Raw genomic sequence first — 18,215 nt, 5'->3', positions numbered from 1 at the left:
ACGGAGTGTAGGACGTTTCATACAGGGAGCATTAAATTTTTTCGATATTGATGGTGAGAATGTTTTTATAAAAGGTTCTTAGCGATGACGGCGTTTAGTATTCAGGTCGTCATCCTAACTTTCAGTTTTACATTTAAGGTTTCTTGATGAGTTGAGTTTCTATTCATGTAGGTGAATAGCTGAATGCCATTACTCATCGTCGGTGTTTAAGGCGACCAATATGCGCGACACTGGCAGCAATCGTTCAATGGAGTGCCTCATGACCGCCAGTGCCGAGAAATACACCACGCAGATATTGCTTGATGTTCAACCCTTGACCCCAAGCCTGTTTACCTTGCGTACCAGTCGGGATGCAGGGTTCCGTTTCCGCGCCGGGCAGTTTGCCAGGCTCGGTGTGGCCAAAGCCGATGGCAGCATTGTGTGGCGTGCCTATTCGATGGTGTCGTCGCCTTTTGACGAGTTTCTTGAGTTCTTTTCCATTGTCGTGCCGGGCGGGGAGTTCACCAGTGAGCTGAGTCGGCTGCAGGTCGGCGACACCTTGCTGGTGGATCGCCAGGCTTTCGGCTACCTGACGCTGGACCGTTTCGTCGACGGTCGCGATCTGTGGCTGTTATCCACAGGCACCGGGGTGGCGCCGTTTCTGTCGATTTTGCAGGACTTCGAAGTCTGGGAAAAATTCGAGCGAATCATTCTGGTGTACAGCGTGCGCGAGGCGCGGGAGTTGGCCTATCAGGCGTTGATTGCCGGACTCACGCAGCGTGAATACCTCAGCGAACATGCGCACAAATTGCAGTTCATCACGACGGTGACACGTGAAGCGCATCCTGACGCATTGCACGGGCGCATCACTACCCTGATTGAAAATGGTGAACTGGAGCGCGCCGCGGGTGTGGAGCTGTCGGCGGAGCACTCGCGCGTCATGCTGTGCGGTAATCCACAGATGATCGATGACACCCGCGCGCTACTGAAAAAACGCCACATGAGCCTCAGCCTGACCCGCCGGCCCGGTCAGGTGGCTGTGGAAAATTACTGGTAAACAAACGGCGCCTCGAAGGCGCCGTTGTTTCTATCGTGCACAGCATTCAGGGCCGGGTGTTCTGGGCCTTGAGCAAGTCGCGGATCTCGCCCAGCAACTCTTCTTCCTTGGTCGGAACCGGTGGCAGGGTAGGGGCCACGGCTTCTTCGCGTTTGAGGCGGTTGATCGCTTTGACACCCATGAAAATGGCGAACGCGACGATCACGAAGTCCAGAATGGTCTGCAGGAATTTGCCGTAGGCCATTACCACTGCAGGCGCATTGCCCTCGGCGGCCTTGAGCGTGACGGCCAGATCACTGAAGTCCACCCCACCGATCAACAGGCCGATTGGCGGCATGATGACGTCACCGACAAATGACGAAACAATCTTGCCGAAGGCAGCACCGATGATGATACCAACGGCCATGTCGACCACATTGCCTTTGACCGCGAAGGCCTTGAACTCGCTAAGCACGCCCATAGTTATTTCCTTGTTACAGATGAGTTTGGTGTACGCAGTGTAAATCAGCAAAACGCGTCCTGCGCGAAACACCTTCTTACAATGCCCGTTTTTATCGACACATCAATTGGCGATTAGTTTGCAAAGTGCCATCAATCGCGCGCGAAATATACTGTAACTCGCTGATCGGAAAGCCAATTTTCTCAATCATGGTGTTACGTTCTTTCTATTTATGTTCAACGCCGCAGGCCTCTAGCCTTGGGTTGGCGCATCTGGATGCGCCCCAAAACAACCAGAGGATCCTGATATGAATTCCGCACTTGGACTGGGGGCTTTTCCCCGTCGCCGCACCCTCGGTGTACTCACCGCCAGCCTGTTGACCTTTTCGGTTAACGCCGCGCCCCTGACCCGCGATAACGGTGCAGCCGTCGGCGACAATCAGAACTCGCAGACCGCCGGTGCCAGCGGCCCGGTGCTGCTGCAGGATGTGCAGTTGATTCAGAAGCTGCAGCGCTTCGATCGCGAGCGCATTCCCGAGCGCGTGGTTCACGCCCGCGGCACTGGCGCCCATGGCACGTTCACGGTCACCAACGATCTCAGCGACCTGAGCAAGGCCAAAGTGTTTGCTGCTGGCCAGAGCACACCGGTGTTCGTACGCTTCTCTGCGGTGGTGCACGGTAATCACTCGCCGGAAACCCTGCGCGATCCACGAGGTTTCGCCACCAAGTTCTACACGGCCGACGGCAACTGGGACCTGGTCGGCAACAATTTCCCGACCTTTTTCATCCGTGACGCGATCAAGTTTCCCGACATGGTGCATGCGTTCAAACCGGATCCGCGGACTAATCTTGACGACGATTCGCGCCGATTCGACTTCTTCTCCCATGTACCGGAAGCCACCCGTACCCTGACCGAGTTGTATTCGAATTCGGGAACGCCGGCCAGTTATCGAGAAATGGATGGTAATGGTGTTCATGCTTACAAGTTGATTAATGCCAAGGGTGAAGCCCACTACGTCAAGTTTCACTGGAAGAGCTTGCAGGGACTTAATAACCTCGCGCCAAAACAAGTCGCGAATGTTCAGGGTCAAGACTACAGTCATATGACCAATGACCTGGTGAGCAACATTAATAAAGGTAACTTCCCGAAATGGGACTTGTACATTCAAGTGCTGAAACCACAAGATTTGTCCAAGTTTGATTTTGATCCATTAGACGCCACCAAGATCTGGCCAGGTATTCCTGAGCGAAAAGTTGGACAAATGGTGTTGAACCGTAATCCGGCGAATGTCTTCCAGGAAACCGAACAAGTGGCCATGGCGCCAGCCAATGTAGTTCCAGGTATCGAACCTTCCGAAGACCGTTTGTTACAAGGTCGAGTGTTCTCCTATGCCGATACGCAAATGTATCGCCTGGGTGCCAATGCCCTGCAATTGCCGATTAATGCGCCGAAAGTTGCCGTGAACAATGGCAATCAGGATGGCGCAATGAACTTCGGTGCCAGCAACAGCGGTGTGAACTACCAGCCAAGCCGACTGCAACCCCGTGACGAGACGCCAAGCGCGCGCTACAGCCAATCGGCGCTATCGGGCAGCACCCAGCAGGCGAAAATCCAGCGTGAGCAGAACTTCAAGCAGGCCGGCGATCTGTATCGCTCGTTCAGCAAGCAAGAACGCCGGGACCTGATCGACAGCTTCGGCGGCTCGCTGGCAACCACCGATGATGAGAGCAAGCACATCATCCTGTCCTTCCTTTATAAGGCCGATCCGGAATATGGCACTGGCGTCACTGAAGTGGCCAAAGGCGACCTGAGCCGGGTCAAGGCGCTGGCAGCGAAACTGGTCGACTGATACCGATGCAGCGCACGCGGGGCCTGAGTCAGGCCCCGTTCCGTTAAAGGAGAATGCTGATGCGAAGCTGTCTTTTACTCTTGGCCGGTTGCCTGTCGTTCGCGGCATGGGCGGCACCGGTCGAGCAGAGTCCCGAGGCAATCCAGGCGCAACTGCGCGACTATTACTTCGATGCGGCCCGACGCGGTGATGTGCCGATGCTCGACACGTTCATCGAGTCCGGGTATTCCCTCGACACCCGCGACAGCAAGGGTTACACCGCGCTGATTCTGGCGGCCTATCACGGTCAGGCTCCGGCCGTGGAGCGCTTACTTGCAGCCGGTGCCGGTGCCTGTGCCCAGGATCAACGTGGCAACACCGCGCTGATGGGGGCGATTTTCAAAGGTGAAGTACAGATCGCCCGACGCTTGATGGCCACCGATTGCAGCCCCGATCAGCGCAATGGCGCCGGGCAGACGGCAGCCATGTACGCCGGATTGTTCAAGCGTCTGGAATTGCTCGATGCGCTGAAGGCCAAGGGCGCGGACCTGAATGCCGAAGATCCGTTGGGTAATAGCGCCGCGCGTCTGGCCAGTGGCGAAATCCGTAGTGCGGCGCCGCGCTGATCGGCGGTACGTGCGTTATCATCGCGGTTTTTGTCGGGGGTTCTGATGGCCAAGGCCAAGCGCATGTACGGTTGCACCGAGTGCGGCGCAACCTTTCCCAAGTGGGCGGGCCAGTGCGGCGAGTGCGGCGCCTGGAACACCCTGACCGAGACCATGATCGAAAGCGGCGGCGCCACGGCACCGACCGGCCGCACCGGCTGGGCCGGGCAGCAGGCGCAGATCAAGACCCTGGCCGAAGTCAGCATCGAAGAAATTCCGCGCTTTTCCACAGCGTCGGGTGAGCTGGACCGGGTCCTCGGTGGCGGTCTGGTCGACGGCTCTGTGGTGCTGATCGGCGGTGATCCGGGTATCGGCAAATCGACCATTCTGTTGCAGACCTTGTGCAACCTGGCCAAAAGCATGCCGGCTCTCTACGTCACCGGCGAAGAATCCCAACAGCAAGTGGCCATGCGTGCCCGGCGCCTCGGCTTACCGCAGGATCAACTGCGGGTAATGACCGAAACCTGCATCGAAACCATCATCGCCACCGCCCGTCAGGAAAAGCCCAAGGTGATGGTGATCGACTCGATCCAGACGATCTTCACCGAACAGCTGCAATCGGCCCCCGGCGGTGTTTCCCAGGTACGTGAGAGCGCGGCGCTGCTGGTGCGTTATGCAAAACAGAGCGGCACGGCGATTTTTCTCGTCGGCCACGTGACCAAGGAGGGCGCGCTGGCCGGTCCTCGCGTCTTGGAGCACATGGTAGACACTGTGCTGTATTTCGAAGGCGAGTCCGATGGGCGTTTGCGTTTGCTGCGTGCGGTGAAAAACCGTTTCGGTGCGGTCAACGAACTCGGTGTGTTCGGCATGACCGACAAGGGGTTGAAAGAAGTCTCCAACCCTTCGGCGATTTTTCTCACTCGTGCGCAGGAAGAAGTCCCCGGCAGCGTGGTCATGGCCACGTGGGAAGGCACGCGGCCGATGCTGGTGGAAGTGCAGGCGCTGGTTGATGACAGCCATCTGGCCAATCCGCGTCGGGTGACGCTGGGGCTGGATCAAAACCGTTTGGCGATGTTGCTCGCAGTTTTGCATCGCCATGGCGGCATTCCGACCCATGATCAGGACGTGTTCCTTAACGTGGTCGGTGGGGTAAAGGTGTTGGAGACAGCATCGGATCTGGCGTTGATGGCGGCGGTCATGTCGAGCTTGCGCAACCGGCCGTTGCCGCATGATCTGCTGGTGTTCGGTGAGGTCGGGTTGTCGGGCGAAGTGCGCCCGGTGCCGAGTGGACAGGAGCGTCTGAAGGAGGCGGCCAAGCATGGCTTCAAGCGGGCGATCGTGCCGAAGGGCAATGCGCCGAAGGAATCGCCTCCGGGTTTGCAGATCATCGCCGTGACCCGCCTCGAACAGGCCCTCGACGCATTGTTTGAGTGAACTCCGAACCTGTGGGAGCGAGCCTGCTCGCGAAGGGGCCGTGTCAGTCGGCATCATTGCTCAATGACACACCGTCTTCGCGAGCAGGCTCGCTCCCACAGGGGATTTGCAGTGATGGCTAGATTTCGATCAAGGCACCCAGTTCGCGTTCCAGCTCCTGCGGGTCACCCAGGTTGAACTCAATCAAGCGCCGCAGGCGTTCGATGGACTCCAGGCTGATGTGCTTGCAGACGAAGCCGAGCTGGCCATGGTCGTCGTGGGTCAGTTGCACCTCCATCTTGATGCCGACCTCATCGTTCAGATGAATATCGACCAGAAAATGCCGCTCCCGATCACCTAGCCACGGCTCGGGTTTATCGATCAACAGACCCTTGAGCGACAGATCAATCAATTTGACCGGCCAGATGTACTCGCCCTGACTCAATTCAGTCTTGGCATCGAACGCGATACGTTTGAAGCGGCGACGCTCAGCTGGGTGCTGGCTCATGGCGCAATCCTCACGAAGGTTTGCTGACTATAGACCCGACCAGTCGGTCGCAGCCAATCGTTAAGGCGTCTAGACCAATGTCGGGGTATGGCCTTTGGCGCCGTAAGCGCTAAACTCGGGGTGGCTGTCTTTCTTGTCCACCCTGGCTGGAATAATAAAATGAAAAATAATAATAGCCTGCTACGCCACTTACCCTGGCTAGTGCTGGCAATCGTAGGAGCGTGCGCCCTTGGCGTAGTGGCATTGCGCCGCGGCGAGGCAATCAACGCCTTGTGGATTGTGGTCGCCGCTGTGGCCATTTATCTGGTTGCGTACCGTTACTACAGTCTGTTCATCGCCAACAATGTGATGCAACTGGACCCGCGTCGGGCCACCCCCGCCGTGCTCAACAACGACGGTCTGGACTATGTGCCGACCAACAAACACATTCTTTTCGGTCACCACTTTGCCGCCATCGCTGGCGCCGGACCTCTGGTCGGCCCGGTGCTGGCCGCGCAGATGGGCTACTTGCCCGGCACGCTCTGGCTGATTGCCGGCGTGGTGCTGGCGGGCGCGGTGCAGGACTTCATGGTGCTGTTCATGTCGACCCGGCGCAACGGCCGTTCCCTGGGCGACATGGTGCGTGAAGAAATGGGCCGCGTGCCCGGCACCATCGCCCTGTTCGGCTGCTTCCTGATCATGATCATCATCCTCGCGGTGCTGGCGCTGATCGTGGTTAAAGCATTGGCCGAGAGCCCGTGGGGCATCTTCACCGTAATGGCGACAATCCCGATCGCTATGTTCATGGGCATTTACATGCGCTACATCCGCCCGGGCCGCATCGGCGAAATCTCCGTGGTCGGCGTGTTGCTGCTGCTCGGGTCGATCTGGCTCGGTGGTCAGATCGCCGCTGATCCGGTGTGGGCCAAGGCCTTCACCTTCACCGGCGTGCAGATTACCTGGATGCTGGTCGGTTACGGTTTCGTCGCTGCATCGCTGCCGGTTTGGCTGATTCTGGCACCGCGCGACTATCTGTCGACGTTCCTGAAAATCGGCACCATCGTCGCCCTGGCGATCGGTATTCTGATCACCATGCCCGAGCTGAAAATGCCGGCGCTGACCCAGTTCGTCGACGGCACTGGCCCGGTGTGGAAGGGCGGTCTGTTCCCGTTCCTGTTCATCACCATCGCCTGCGGCGCGGTATCCGGTTTCCACGCACTGATCTCTTCGGGCACCACGCCGAAGCTGCTGGATAACGAAACCAACGCTCGCTACATCGGCTACGGCGGCATGTTGATGGAATCGTTCGTGGCGATCATGGCCATGGTTGCCGCGTCGGTGATCGAGCCTGGCGTGTACTTCGCCATGAACAGCCCGGCTGCTGTGGTCGGCAGTGATGTCGCATCGGTTGCGCAAGTGGTTTCCAGCTGGGGCTTCGCGATCACGCCGGAAGCGCTGCAAGCCGTGGCGCATGACATTGGTGAAACCACCATTCTGGCCCGTGCCGGCGGTGCGCCGACCCTGGCGGTCGGTATCGCGCAGATCCTGCACAGTGTCCTGCCGGGTGAAAACACCATGGCGTTCTGGTACCACTTCGCGATTCTGTTCGAAGCGCTGTTCATCCTGACGGCTGTGGACGCCGGCACCCGTGCCGGGCGCTTCATGCTGCAGGATCTGCTCGGTTCTTTCGTGCCGGCGCTGAGACGCACCGAGTCGTGGACTGCCAACCTGATCGCCACCGCCGGTTGTGTGGCGATGTGGGGCTGGTTGCTGTACCAAGGCGTGATCGATCCGTTGGGCGGCATCAATACCTTGTGGCCATTGTTCGGTATCTCCAACCAGATGCTGGCCGGTATCGCGCTGATGCTCGGCACCGTGGTGCTGATCAAGATGAAGCGCCAGCGCTACATCTGGGTCACCCTGCTGCCGGCCACCTGGCTGCTGATCTGCACCACGACTGCCGGCTTCATCAAACTGTTCGATGCCAACCCGGCGATCGGTTTCCTGTCGCTGGCCAAGAAATACAGCGATGCGCTGGCCAATGGTCAGGTGCTGGCACCGGCAAAAAGCGTCGAGCAGATGCAGCACGTGATCTTCAACGCTTATACCAACGCAACGCTTACCGCGCTGTTCCTGTTCGTGGTCTTCAGCATCCTGTTCTATGCGCTGAAGGTCGGCATCGCCGCCTGGGGCAAGAAAGAGCGTACGGATAAAGAATCGCCATTCCAGGCCCTGCCGGATGCGTAACCAGAGGATTGCACCATGTTCAATGACCTGAGTCGCCTCGGTAAATACCTCGGTCAGGCCGCGCGCCTGATGGTCGGCATGCCCGACTACGACACCTACGTCGAGCATATGCAAACCAAGCACCCGGACAAACCGGTGATGAGCTACGAGATGTTCTTTCGCGAACGTCAGGAAGCCCGTTACGGTGGCAAGGGTGGGCCGAAGTGCTGTTGAACTGACAGCGCAAGGTTGAGGTAATCCCTGTGGGAGCGAGCCTGCTCGCGAATACGGAATGTCAGTTGATGAATAATTTGACTGACACACCGCTTTCGCGAGCAGGCTCGCTCCCACATTTGTTTTTGTGTTGTTCATTCATTTTGTGAAGGAGAAAGCGTTTGTCCTCTCCCATCCCGGTCACGGTACTCAGCGGTTTCCTCGGCGCTGGCAAGACCACTTTGCTGCGCCATATCCTCAAAGCCGAGCACGGCCTGAAAATCGCCGTGATCGAAAACGAATTCAGCGACGCTGGCATCGACACTCAGTTGCTCGGTGATGAGCCGGTGCAAGTCATGACCCTGGCCAACGGCTGCGTGTGCTGCACCATTCACACAGACCTGACCAAAGCGCTGTACCTGCTGCTTGAACGGCTGGACAGCGGTGAGATCGCGTTCGATCGTCTGGTCATCGAGTGCACCGGCCTGGCCGATCCGGCACCCGTGGCGCAGACCTTTTTCATCGATGAGGAATTGCGCGAGCGCTACCTGCTCGACGGCATCATCACCCTGGTCGATGCCGCCCACGCCGACGTACACCTGACCCAGACCATCGCCCAGGCGCAGATCGGTTTTGCCGACCGCTTGTTGGTGAGCAAGACCGATCTGGTCGACGAAGCCACGTTCAACGCGCTGAGCGAACGGCTGACACGGATCAACCGCCGGGCGCCGATTCGTGTAGTCGAGCACGGCACCATTGATCTGGCAGAACTTCTTGATGTGCGCGGCTTCAACCTCAACGCCGATCTCGGCGGCGGATTGAGCCTGCGTCCGGTGAGCAAGGCGCCGTCAATTGATCGTATTTCGAGTCTGGTATTGCGCACCGATCAGCCGCTGGATATCGATCAGCTCAGCGAGTTCATGAATGAATTGCTCGAAGAACACGGCAAGCAATTGCTGCGTTACAAAGGTGTGTTGAACATCGCGGGTGAGGATCGGCGCTTGGTGTTTCAGGGGGTGTTGAAGCTTTATGGTTTTGACTGGGATACCGAATGGGCCGAGGGTGAGGCGCGGGAAAGTGTGATTGTGTTTATTGCTGATGATTTGCCGGAAGAGAAGATTCGGGCGGGGTTTGCCAGAGTGGCTTCTGCCTGATGGGCTTTCGGTGCCCGTAATGACGCCATCGCGAGCAGGCTCACTCCTACAGGGGAACGCATTTCAAATGTAGGAGTGAGCCTGCTCGCGATAGCTATCTAACCGACAGCACAATGCTCAAGGTCTGAACCGAGCAGTGCCTGTTCAAGAAGATCCAAATGCCGATTCATCAGCATCCCGGCCTTGGAAGCATCGCCTCGCTCCACTGCTTCCACCAACGCCAAATGCTCCTTCCAAGCGCAACAGCTATGCGTCTGGCCCTCACTTCGCGCAATCGCCAATGATGTAAGCGGCACAAGACTGCCAAGAAAATGCGCTAACGGTGCATTCCCCGCCATTTGCGCCAATTGCAGATGAAACTCCCCGGACAAGCGAATCGCCGCACCCCGCCGATCCTGCTCGACCGCTTGACGTTCGCGCTCGATCAGCGTGCGAAGGTGCTTCAAATCGTCTGCCTGCGGACGCTGACAGGCCAGACGCACCAGCGTGCTCTCGGTCAGTCGCCGCGCATGCAGGGCCTGCCGCGTTTGTTCCCGATCAGGTGCCGCCACCCGCGGCCGGTGATTGGCGCGCAAGACAATGACGTGCTCATGGGACAGTTGGGTCAGCACCCGGCGCACGTCGGCGCGACTGGCGCCGAACATCTCTTTCAAACTGTCCTCGGTAAAACGGCTGGCCGAATCGATGCGCTGTTCCAGAATCGCATCGAACAGTCGCGGATACAGATCCTCCACCGATGCGCGCAGGCGGGAGAAGGGCAGGGGGGCAGTAGTCGATCGGGTTGGCGACGGTGAGGCGAAACTGTTCATGACCTGTCTCCCATTGGATCAGCGACTCAAGTTGTCTTCCGGAATATTCAGCTCAATGCCCATGCGCTGGCCTTCGCGCAGAATATGCCGACGCATTTCAGCGCTGGCCTGGGCGCTGTTCTTGCTGCGGATCGCGCGGACCACCGCTTCGTTTTCTTCCAGGCGCTCGGCCAGATGCTCCGGCGAATTGCGCAGCACCTCGGCGCTCTGCTTGAGCGCGTTGCTGGTTTGCTGCACCACACTCTGGAAGATCGGATTCGAGGTCAGGGTGAACAGCTCTTCGTGGAAGGCGATGTAGGCGCTGACCCCGGCCTCACTGTCGCCGGCTTCGAGGGCTTCGCGCATGTCCATCAAGGTCAGGCGCAACTGGCCGACTTCCTTGCTGCTGATCGATTGTGCGACCAGACCGACAATGAACGGCTCAAGGGTGTAGCGCAGTTGCAGCACGTCTTCGAGGCTGGCGCCGGCGACTGCACTGTCATGGCTTTGGCTGTCGCTGAGTTGCGCGTCGAGTACGACTACGCCTTTGCCTGGCATCGAGCGTACGAGGCCAAGGGTTTCCAGGACGATCACCGCTTCACGCAGGCTCGGGCGGCTGATGCCCAGTTGTTCGGCCAGTTCGCGCTGACCCGGCAGCATGTCGCCGGAGCGCCACTGGCCACGGGCCAATGCGGCGCGGAGTTTTTCTACGACTGAGTTGACGACGGTTGATGTGGTAATCACTTGTCTTGCTCCATGTGCCTGCGAGGGCCGCCGCAAATTCGATCAAAAAATCGCCGCTTGCGGCAGCGCCTGCAGGGTTGAAATCAGAACTCCTGCTGGTGCGCCGGAGTTGCTGCTTTACGCGGCTGAAAGGTGTAGCCCTGCTGACCGCTGAGTACTTTGTTGGCGCGTTGGACATCGATGTCCTTTTCCCAACGGGCGATGGCGACAGTAGCGACGCAGTTGCCGATGAGATTGGTGAGTGCCCGGCCGATGCCCATGAACCAGTCCACCGCCAACACCAACACCAGGCCGACCACCGGAATAGCCGGAATCGCCGTCAATGTTGCCGCCAGAATCACCAGCGCCGACCCCGGAATGCCGTGGGCACCTTTGGAGGTGATCAGCGAAACCAGCAAAATGGTCAGCAAATCGGTCATGGCCAGCGGCGTGCCGGTGGCGTTGGCAATGAACACAATGGCCAAAGTCAGGTAGATCGAGAAACCGTCGAGGTTGAACGAGTAGCCGGTCGGAATCACCAGACCCACGGTCGAGCTGCCAATGCCGAGGTGTTCGAGTTTGCGCATGATCTGTGGCAGCACGGCGTCGGACGATGCCGTGCCCATGACGATCAGCAGTTCTTCACGCAGATACTTCAACAGCGGCCACATGCGCAGGCCGGAAGCACGCATCACCAGACCGAGAATCACGCTGACGAATGCGATGCAGGTCAGGTAGAACAAACCGACCAGACTGCCCAGGTGTTGCAGGGAATCAAGGCCATATTTGCTGGTGGTGAAGGCGATGGCACCGAACACGCCGATCGGTGCCAGACGCACGATCATGCCCATGATCCGGAAGATCACATGGCTGAGTTCGTTGATCAGTCGGGAGATCCCGGAGGCCGCTTCACCGACCAGATTCAACGCGCTGCCGAACAGCACCGAAAACAGCAGAACTTGCAGGATGTTGTTGTCGGCGAAGGCGCCGATCACCGAGGTTGGGATCAGGTCCATCAGGAACTGCGTGGTGGTGTGCATGTGCTGGCCGCGTTCGGCGAGATCGCCCATATCGGCGGCGGACAATTGCTCGAGATGGATATTCGCGCCGCTGCCGATGCCGGTGCTGAAGGCGAAGACCAGGCCGATCACCAGCGCGATGGTGGTCAGGACTTCGAAGTAGATCACCGATTTGAGGCCGATGCGCCCGACCTTCTTCAGATCGCCGGCACCGCTGATGCCGCTGACCACCACGCAGAACACGATCAGGCCGATGAGCATCTTGATCAGTTTGATGAAGCCGTCGCCGAGCGGTTTGAGCTGGGCCGAGTATTCAGGAAGGGTCAGCCCGCAGACGATGCCGAGCATCAGTCCGAGAACCACTTGGAGGAAGATTGAACGCGAGCACCATCTGAGCATGGGAGGAATCCTGGTCGGTGTCCTGGCTGCCGTGCGCGTGGCGCATCAGATTCAGGACTTAATTATTGTGGTCTTACCGGTATGTCCAGTGCGGGTGCAGTCTACGCTCGGTTTTTTTGGGATGACAAGTGAAAATATCAAAATTGGCATGACCGGTCTGACCAGTGGCCAAGACCAAGTGTAGGATCTGCCGAAGGCTGCGATCTTTTGATCTTGTTTTTAAGATCCAGATCAAAGGATCGCAGCCTTCGGCAGCTCCTACACGGGAAATCAGGGGCGAAAAAAAACCGGCCAATCACTTGGCCGGTTTTTCATGCTGCGGGTTTAACGTCGCATTTAAGCGCCGTATACCGGCAGTTTCTTGCAGATGGCTTTGACTTTCTCACGAACGGCGTCGATCACTGCTTCGTTGTTCAGGTCAGCCAGGATGTCGCAGATCCAGCCAGCCAGCTCTTTGCACTCGGCTTGCTTGAAGCCACGAGTGGTCACAGCCGGAGTGCCGAAGCGCAGGCCGGAAGTGACGAACGGCGAGCGTGGATCGTTTGGCACGGAGTTCTTGTTCACGGTGATGAAGGCTTTGCCCAGAGCGGCGTCGGCGTCTTTACCGGAGATGTCCTGCTTGATCAGCGACAGCAGGAACAGGTGGTTCTTGGTACCGCCCGACACTACGTCGAAACCGCGCTCGATGAACACTTCGGCCATGGCCTGGGCGTTCAGCACCACTTGTTCCTGGTAGGCCTTGAACTCAGGCTGCAGCGCTTCCTTGAAGCAGATCGCCTTGGCAGCGATCACGTGCTCCAGCGGGCCACCCTGGGCACCCGGGAATACCGCGGAGTTCAGCTTCTTCTCGATCTCGGCGTTGGCGCGAGCCAGGATCAGGCCACCACGTGGACCGCGCAGGGTCTTGTGGGTGGTGGTGGTCACGACGTCAGCGAAAGGCACCGGGTTTGGGTAAACACCAGCGGCAACCAGACCAGCTACGTGAGCCATGTCGACGAACAGGTAAGCACCGACTTTGTCCGCGATGGCGCGGAAGCGTGGGAAGTCGAGAATCTGCGAGTAGGCAGAGAAACCGGCCACGATCATTTTCGGCTTGTGCTCAACCGCCAGACGCTCGACTTCGTCGTAGTCGATCAGGCCGTTGGCGTCGATGCCGTACTGTACGGCGTTGTACAGCTTGCCGGAGGAGGAAACGCTGGCGCCATGGGTCAGGTGACCACCGTGTGCCAGGCTCATGCCCAGAATGGTGTCGCCACCTTGCAGCAGGGCCAGGTAAACAGCGGCGTTGGCTTGCGAACCGGCGTGCGGCTGAACGTTGGCGTAATCGGCGCCGAACAGTTCCTTGGCGCGGTCGATGGCCAGTTGCTCAACAACGTCAACGTACTCGCAACCACCGTAGTAACGCTTGCCTGGGTACCCTTCAGCGTACTTGTTGGTCAGGACCGAGCCTTGAGCTTCCATCACCGCTGGGCTGGTGTAGTTTTCCGAAGCGATCAGCTCAATGTGTTCTTCCTGGCGCTGAGCTTCTTGCTCCATGGCGGCAAAAAGGTCGGCGTCGTACTTGGCAATAGTCAAATCACGGCTGAACATGGCGGTCCTCAAGGATCGGGGGCAGAAAAGGGGGGCATTCTAACCCAATGGGTTTTGGATGGCATATGAAACGACATCATGTCGCAGACAAGTGGCGTTCATGACAGATGTGCGGTGCTTTTGAAGGCCTCTTCGCGAGCAGGCTCGCTCCCACAGTAACCGGGGTGCTCTTGCGATTTCCTGACCGACATCAATCCCTTGTGGGAGTGAGCCTGCTCGCGAATGCCGCGCCGCAGGACTTCAGTCGAACATGAACAGTGCATCATTACTGAACTGCGCCTCAAACCGCCCCGCCGGCATCGGCCGCCCGAACAGATACCCCTGAACCTCATCGCAACCATGCTCACGCAAGAAGTCCAGTTGCTCATGGGTTTCCACGCCCTCGGCGATCACCGCCAGATTCAGGCTATGCGCCATGGCGATGATCGCCCGGGCGATCTGCGCGTCCTGCTCACCGGACGGCAAACCATCGACAAAGGTGCGGTCAATCTTCAACACGTCGATCGGGAATTGCTTGAGGTAGTTCAGCGATGAGTAACCGGTGCCGAAGTCGTCGACCGCAATGCTCAGGCCAAGGTTTTTCAGCCCGGCGAGAATCTGCATCGCTTCGCTGACTTCGCGCATCAGGATACTTTCGGTCAGCTCCAGCTCCAGACACGCCGGTGGCAGGCCGGTTTCACGCAGGATTGTGGCGATCCGCGTGCCGAGTTGGCCATCGGAAAATTGCCGCGCCGAGATGTTCACCGACACCTTCGGCACACGCACACGATTCTGGTGCCAGGTCTTCAGCTGACGGCACGCCTCGCTGATCACCCAGTCGCCGACGTCCACCACCAGACCCAGCTCTTCCAGCACCGGAATGAAATCCCCCGGCGGCACCAGGCCACGGCGCGGATGGCGCCAGCGCAACAGCGCTTCGGCGCCGGTCAAGCGTTTGCCGTCACCGCTGAATTGCGGTTGGTAATACAGGACGAATTCGTTCTGCTCCAGCGCGTGGCGCAAGTCGCTTTCCAGCTCCAGCGCGTGGCGCAAGTCGCTTTCCAGCTCCAGACGCTCCAGCGCACTGGCGTTCATGTCGGCCTGATAGAACTGGAAGTTGTTCTTGCCGCGCTCCTTGGCGTGGTACATCGCGGTGTCGGCGTTCTTCATCAACTGGCTGAGTTCGTTGCCGTCCTGCGGACTCAGGGCAATGCCGATACTGGCGGTGACAAAGAACTCGCGACCTTCCAGCACGAATGGCCGCACCAGGCTGCCAAGGATCTGCTCGGCCACATGAATCGCCCGGTTCAGCGCCAGTTCGCGGCTGGAGCGATGTTGCAGCAGCAGTGTGAATTCGTCGCCGCCCATGCGCGCCACGGTGTCGTCATCGTCGACGCAGGCCAACAGGCGCGTGGCCATGTCTTTCAACATGCGGTCGCCGGCGGCGTGACCGAGGGAGTCGTTGATCGGTTTGAAACGGTCGAGGTCGAGGAACATCAGCACCACCCACGACTTCTGCCGCTCGGCCGATTGCAGCGCGGTGTGCAGACGATCCTGGAACAGCGTGCGGTTCGGCAAGTGGGTCAGGGCGTCGTAGTAGGCGAGGCGGTGAATCCGCTGCTCGCTGGCCTTGCGTTCGCTGATATCGCTGAAGAAGCACACGTAACTGGCCAGATCGCCTTCGTCGTCGAGCACCGCGGTGATGCCGACCCACGCCGGGTAATGCTCGCCATTACGGCGCTTGAGCCAGACTTCACCTTCCCATGTGCTGTGCTGATGCAATTGTTTGAGTACGTAGCGCAGGTGCGCGTCCTGTTGCTCATCAACGGTGAGCATGTTCGGCAATTGGTCGAGCACTTCGCTCACCGCGTAACCGCTGACGCGACTGAAGGCTTCGTTGGCTTGCACGATGTAACCGGCCGGGTCGGTAATCAGGATCGCCGAGGTCGAGTGTTCGAAAACCGTGGCGGCCATGCGCAGGTCTTTCTCGGCGCGGCGCTGCTGACTGATGTCGCGACCGACACCGAGGACGCCTTCAAACGCACCATGTTCATCCCACACCAGCACCAGACGCAGCTCGATCGGGATCTTGCGGCCATCGGCGCGCAGGCAGTCGAACAGGAACAATTGCGTCTGTACCTGGTTGCGCAACACCGCCAGTTGCTCGGGTTTGTCCAGCGCCTTGCTGACGCGATCCATCAGCGTGTAGATGCCGCTCAGTTGCTGCGGGTTGGCAATGGTCGATTGCCAGCCGTTCTGGAAAATCCACTCCGCGTCATAACCCAGCACCGCCTGCACCGACGGGCTGACGTAGTTCAGCGAGAGCTTGCTGTCGGTGGAGAAAATCACGTCGCTGATGCTTTCGGCAAGCATGCGGTAGCGCTGCTCGCTGTCGCGCAGGGATTCGCTGGCTTCGATCTGTTCGGTGATGTCCTTGGCCACGCCGATGATCCGCGTGACCTGATCGTGTTTGTCCCGGGCCAGCGCCTGTTCGCGAATATCGAAACGCCGCCATTTGCCGTCGCGATGGCGGAAACGCAACTGGCACTGGAGCAACTGACTGTAACCGGCGTGGCGCTGCATCTGCCGCGAGCGATGGTAGTAGTCGGCATCTTCCGGGTGCAGGAGGATCTCCCAGAAATACTCACCCATCTGGTGCAATTCAGTGCGGTTGTAGCCGAGGGTCTGACCGAGGTGGTGGTTGCTGAAAATCATCCGCTGGCTGATCACGTCCTGCACATACAGATGATCCGGCACGGTGCGCACCACGTCTGACCAGAAGCCTTCACGTTCGAGCAGCGACAGTTCGATCAGCTTGCGGCTGGTGATGTCGTTGATGCTGAGGATCACCGCTTTGTAGTCGTGCTGCTCGGTCGGCAGACGCAACACCATCCACAGGTGCTGGTCGCGGCCGTTGATGTCCGGCAGTTTGATTTCCAGTTCCAGCTGCTTTTGCTGCTGCAGGACGGCGTCGAGCACTTGATTGCCGATGGCGCACTGGCGGTGTGGATGGCCGTCGATCAACAGTTGCCAGGCGTGCTCGCAGGAATTGACATTGAGCAATTGCAGCGCAACCTGGTTGACCTCGGTGACGCGCAGTTCCTGCAACAGTTGCTGGCGTTGCTGCGGTTGGTCGAGCCAGGCCTTGAGCTGGTCGCTGGTCTGGATCTGCGCCTTGTCGAAGACCTGCTTCAGGCCGGACAGGTCCAGCACACAGAGGGCCACGCCAGTGCCTTCGAAGATGTCCTGATAACGCCGGCGACCCTCATGCAACTGGCGCTGGCGCCGGCGCATGTTGAGCAGGGCAATCACCGGCAACATCGAGAACGCCAGGCCCAGCAGGCATTTGCCGATGAACGCCGGCAGCAGTTCTTCGAGCACGCGCTGGCGGTCAAACAGACCACGCAACTGCCAGTCGCTGCTGCTCAGCGGCACGGTCAACACCGTGTTGGCCATGTCGTCCGGACTCAAGACGCCAGCCTTGGCCGAGGGCTGCGCTTCATCGCGGCTGATGATCTGATGATTGAGGCGGTTTTCCACCAGCCACAACGGGCGGATGCCGGTTTCGCCCTGTTTGGTCAGCGAGTCGAAGAACGTCGGCGTCAGGCGCAATGCCCAATAACCGCGCGTGCTGCCGCTGGCCTGATGCAATAACAGATGCACCACAGAACCGTCGTCGGCGTTGCTGAAGTAATGCGCCTGTGCACGGCTGCGGCGTACCAGTTCGGTGAGGTAGCTAGCGTCGTGGCTGTTGTCGTCACTGTCGCTGATGATTTTGCCGGAAGGGGTGAGCAGGGCCAGGCTGCGCAGGTCAGGCAAGGATTGCTGGAGCTTGCGCAATAGCACCTGCTGTTCGTCGGCTGATTGCGGTTGTTCGACGATCGGTAGCAGATTGAGAGCGATTTGCGCGTTCAGCGCCATGTTCAGGCTGACCTGCGCGGCGAGGTCGGCGGTGTAATCGATGGTGTACTGACGCTGGTTTTTCTGGGTTTCGCGCAGTTGATCGAGCAGTTGCCAGAACAGCAACGCCAGCAATAAAAGCACGAGCGTCGCCAGCGCACCCTTTAATGTACCGCGCAGGGACGAACCGGGCGCCGGTGGGGTGCTGCTCACAGAAGCTGGCGGAGTGACATTGGACAAGCTGTGATCCTGCGATTTGGCTGGACTGGCGCGACGTGCACTATAAGCCGGACGCCCAAAGGGCGGCTAGCATGCCTTGAGTCGTGGCGAAGTGCCAGCCCCGCGCGGCTGGACTGCCACCGGTCATTAAGGTAGCTTTGCCGGTTACGCGGGAGCGTTCCAGCTCCTAGACTCAG

Annotated in this window: 14 protein-coding genes; 7 read left to right on the top strand and 7 right to left on the bottom strand. The window is 59.0% G+C overall.

Going from position 1 to position 18,215, the window contains the following annotated elements:
* The first annotated feature begins 259 nt into the window (after window positions 1-259).
* The gene (locus HU754_RS25965) at window positions 260-1,036 is read left to right on the top strand and encodes a ferredoxin--NADP reductase (RefSeq protein WP_186623977.1); all 777 of its coding nucleotides are present in this window, start codon (window positions 260-262) and stop codon (window positions 1,034-1,036) included.
* Between the two features lie 46 nt (window positions 1,037-1,082).
* Here HU754_RS25965 and mscL read toward each other — a convergent pair whose 3' ends face one another.
* On the bottom strand, window positions 1,083-1,496 hold the full coding sequence (mscL, locus tag HU754_RS25960; protein ID WP_093434751.1) for a large-conductance mechanosensitive channel protein MscL: 414 nt from the start codon (window positions 1,494-1,496) through the stop codon (window positions 1,083-1,085).
* A gap of 286 nt (window positions 1,497-1,782) precedes the next feature.
* Between mscL and katB the strand changes: the two genes are divergently transcribed.
* The 3 genes from katB to radA are packed head-to-tail and all read left to right on the top strand — an operon-like array spanning window position 1,783 to window position 5,342.
* Window positions 1,783-3,324: a catalase KatB gene (gene katB / locus HU754_RS25955; protein WP_186623976.1), complete on the top strand. Its 1,542-nt coding sequence runs from the start codon at window positions 1,783-1,785 to the stop codon at window positions 3,322-3,324.
* Window positions 3,325-3,383: 59 nt separating this feature from the next.
* Window positions 3,384-3,929 (top strand): ankyrin repeat domain-containing protein, encoded by a 546-nt coding sequence (locus tag HU754_RS25950; protein ID WP_186623975.1) that lies wholly within the window; start codon window positions 3,384-3,386, stop codon window positions 3,927-3,929.
* Between the two features lie 45 nt (window positions 3,930-3,974).
* Window positions 3,975-5,342, top strand: a complete 1,368-nt coding sequence (radA, locus tag HU754_RS25945; RefSeq protein ID WP_007909773.1) for a DNA repair protein RadA — start codon at window positions 3,975-3,977, stop codon at window positions 5,340-5,342.
* A 118-nt stretch (window positions 5,343-5,460) separates the two neighbouring features.
* Here the strand turns inward: radA and HU754_RS25940 are convergent, their stop codons facing one another.
* On the bottom strand, window positions 5,461-5,829 hold the full coding sequence (locus HU754_RS25940) for a PilZ domain-containing protein (protein WP_186623974.1): 369 nt from the start codon (window positions 5,827-5,829) through the stop codon (window positions 5,461-5,463).
* 159 nt (window positions 5,830-5,988) lie between these two features.
* Here HU754_RS25940 and HU754_RS25935 point away from each other — a divergent pair, with 159 nt between their 5' ends.
* From HU754_RS25935 to yjiA, 3 genes are all read left to right on the top strand, one after another.
* On the top strand, window positions 5,989-8,055 hold the full coding sequence (locus HU754_RS25935) for a carbon starvation CstA family protein (RefSeq protein ID WP_093434763.1): 2,067 nt from the start codon (window positions 5,989-5,991) through the stop codon (window positions 8,053-8,055).
* A 15-nt stretch (window positions 8,056-8,070) separates the two neighbouring features.
* Window positions 8,071-8,268 (top strand): YbdD/YjiX family protein, encoded by a 198-nt coding sequence (locus HU754_RS25930; RefSeq protein ID WP_003228401.1) that lies wholly within the window; start codon window positions 8,071-8,073, stop codon window positions 8,266-8,268.
* Between the two features lie 161 nt (window positions 8,269-8,429).
* On the top strand, window positions 8,430-9,401 hold the full coding sequence (gene yjiA / locus HU754_RS25925; RefSeq protein ID WP_186623973.1) for a GTPase: 972 nt from the start codon (window positions 8,430-8,432) through the stop codon (window positions 9,399-9,401).
* A 98-nt stretch (window positions 9,402-9,499) separates the two neighbouring features.
* Here the strand turns inward: yjiA and HU754_RS25920 are convergent, their stop codons facing one another.
* The 5 genes from HU754_RS25920 to morA all read right to left on the bottom strand — a co-directional run bounded on the left by HU754_RS25920 (window position 9,500) and on the right by morA (window position 18,039).
* Entirely contained in the window at window positions 9,500-10,210 is a 711-nt protein-coding gene (locus tag HU754_RS25920) for a GntR family transcriptional regulator (protein WP_186623972.1), read from the bottom strand.
* Window positions 10,211-10,228: 18 nt separating this feature from the next.
* Window positions 10,229-10,933, bottom strand: a complete 705-nt coding sequence (locus HU754_RS25915) for a FadR/GntR family transcriptional regulator (RefSeq protein WP_034153832.1) — start codon at window positions 10,931-10,933, stop codon at window positions 10,229-10,231.
* Window positions 10,934-11,016: 83 nt separating this feature from the next.
* Window positions 11,017-12,330 carry a C4-dicarboxylate transporter DctA gene (locus HU754_RS25910; RefSeq protein ID WP_186623971.1) on the bottom strand — a complete coding sequence of 438 codons (1,314 nt, stop codon included), beginning with the start codon at window positions 12,328-12,330 and terminating at the stop codon, window positions 11,017-11,019.
* Between the two features lie 336 nt (window positions 12,331-12,666).
* On the bottom strand, window positions 12,667-13,920 hold the full coding sequence (gene glyA, locus HU754_RS25905) for a serine hydroxymethyltransferase (protein ID WP_093434775.1): 1,254 nt from the start codon (window positions 13,918-13,920) through the stop codon (window positions 12,667-12,669).
* A gap of 240 nt (window positions 13,921-14,160) precedes the next feature.
* On the bottom strand, window positions 14,161-18,039 hold the full coding sequence (gene morA / locus HU754_RS25900; protein ID WP_186623969.1) for a cyclic di-GMP receptor MorA: 3,879 nt from the start codon (window positions 18,037-18,039) through the stop codon (window positions 14,161-14,163).
* Window positions 18,040-18,215: the final 176 nt, after the last annotated feature.

Origin of the sequence: Pseudomonas zeae (assembly GCF_014268485.2) — a bacterium.
GTDB lineage: Bacteria > Pseudomonadota > Gammaproteobacteria > Pseudomonadales > Pseudomonadaceae > Aquipseudomonas > Aquipseudomonas neuropathica.
Note: the sequence above shows the minus strand (reverse complement) of the source record. Positions and strands in the feature narration are given on the sequence as shown.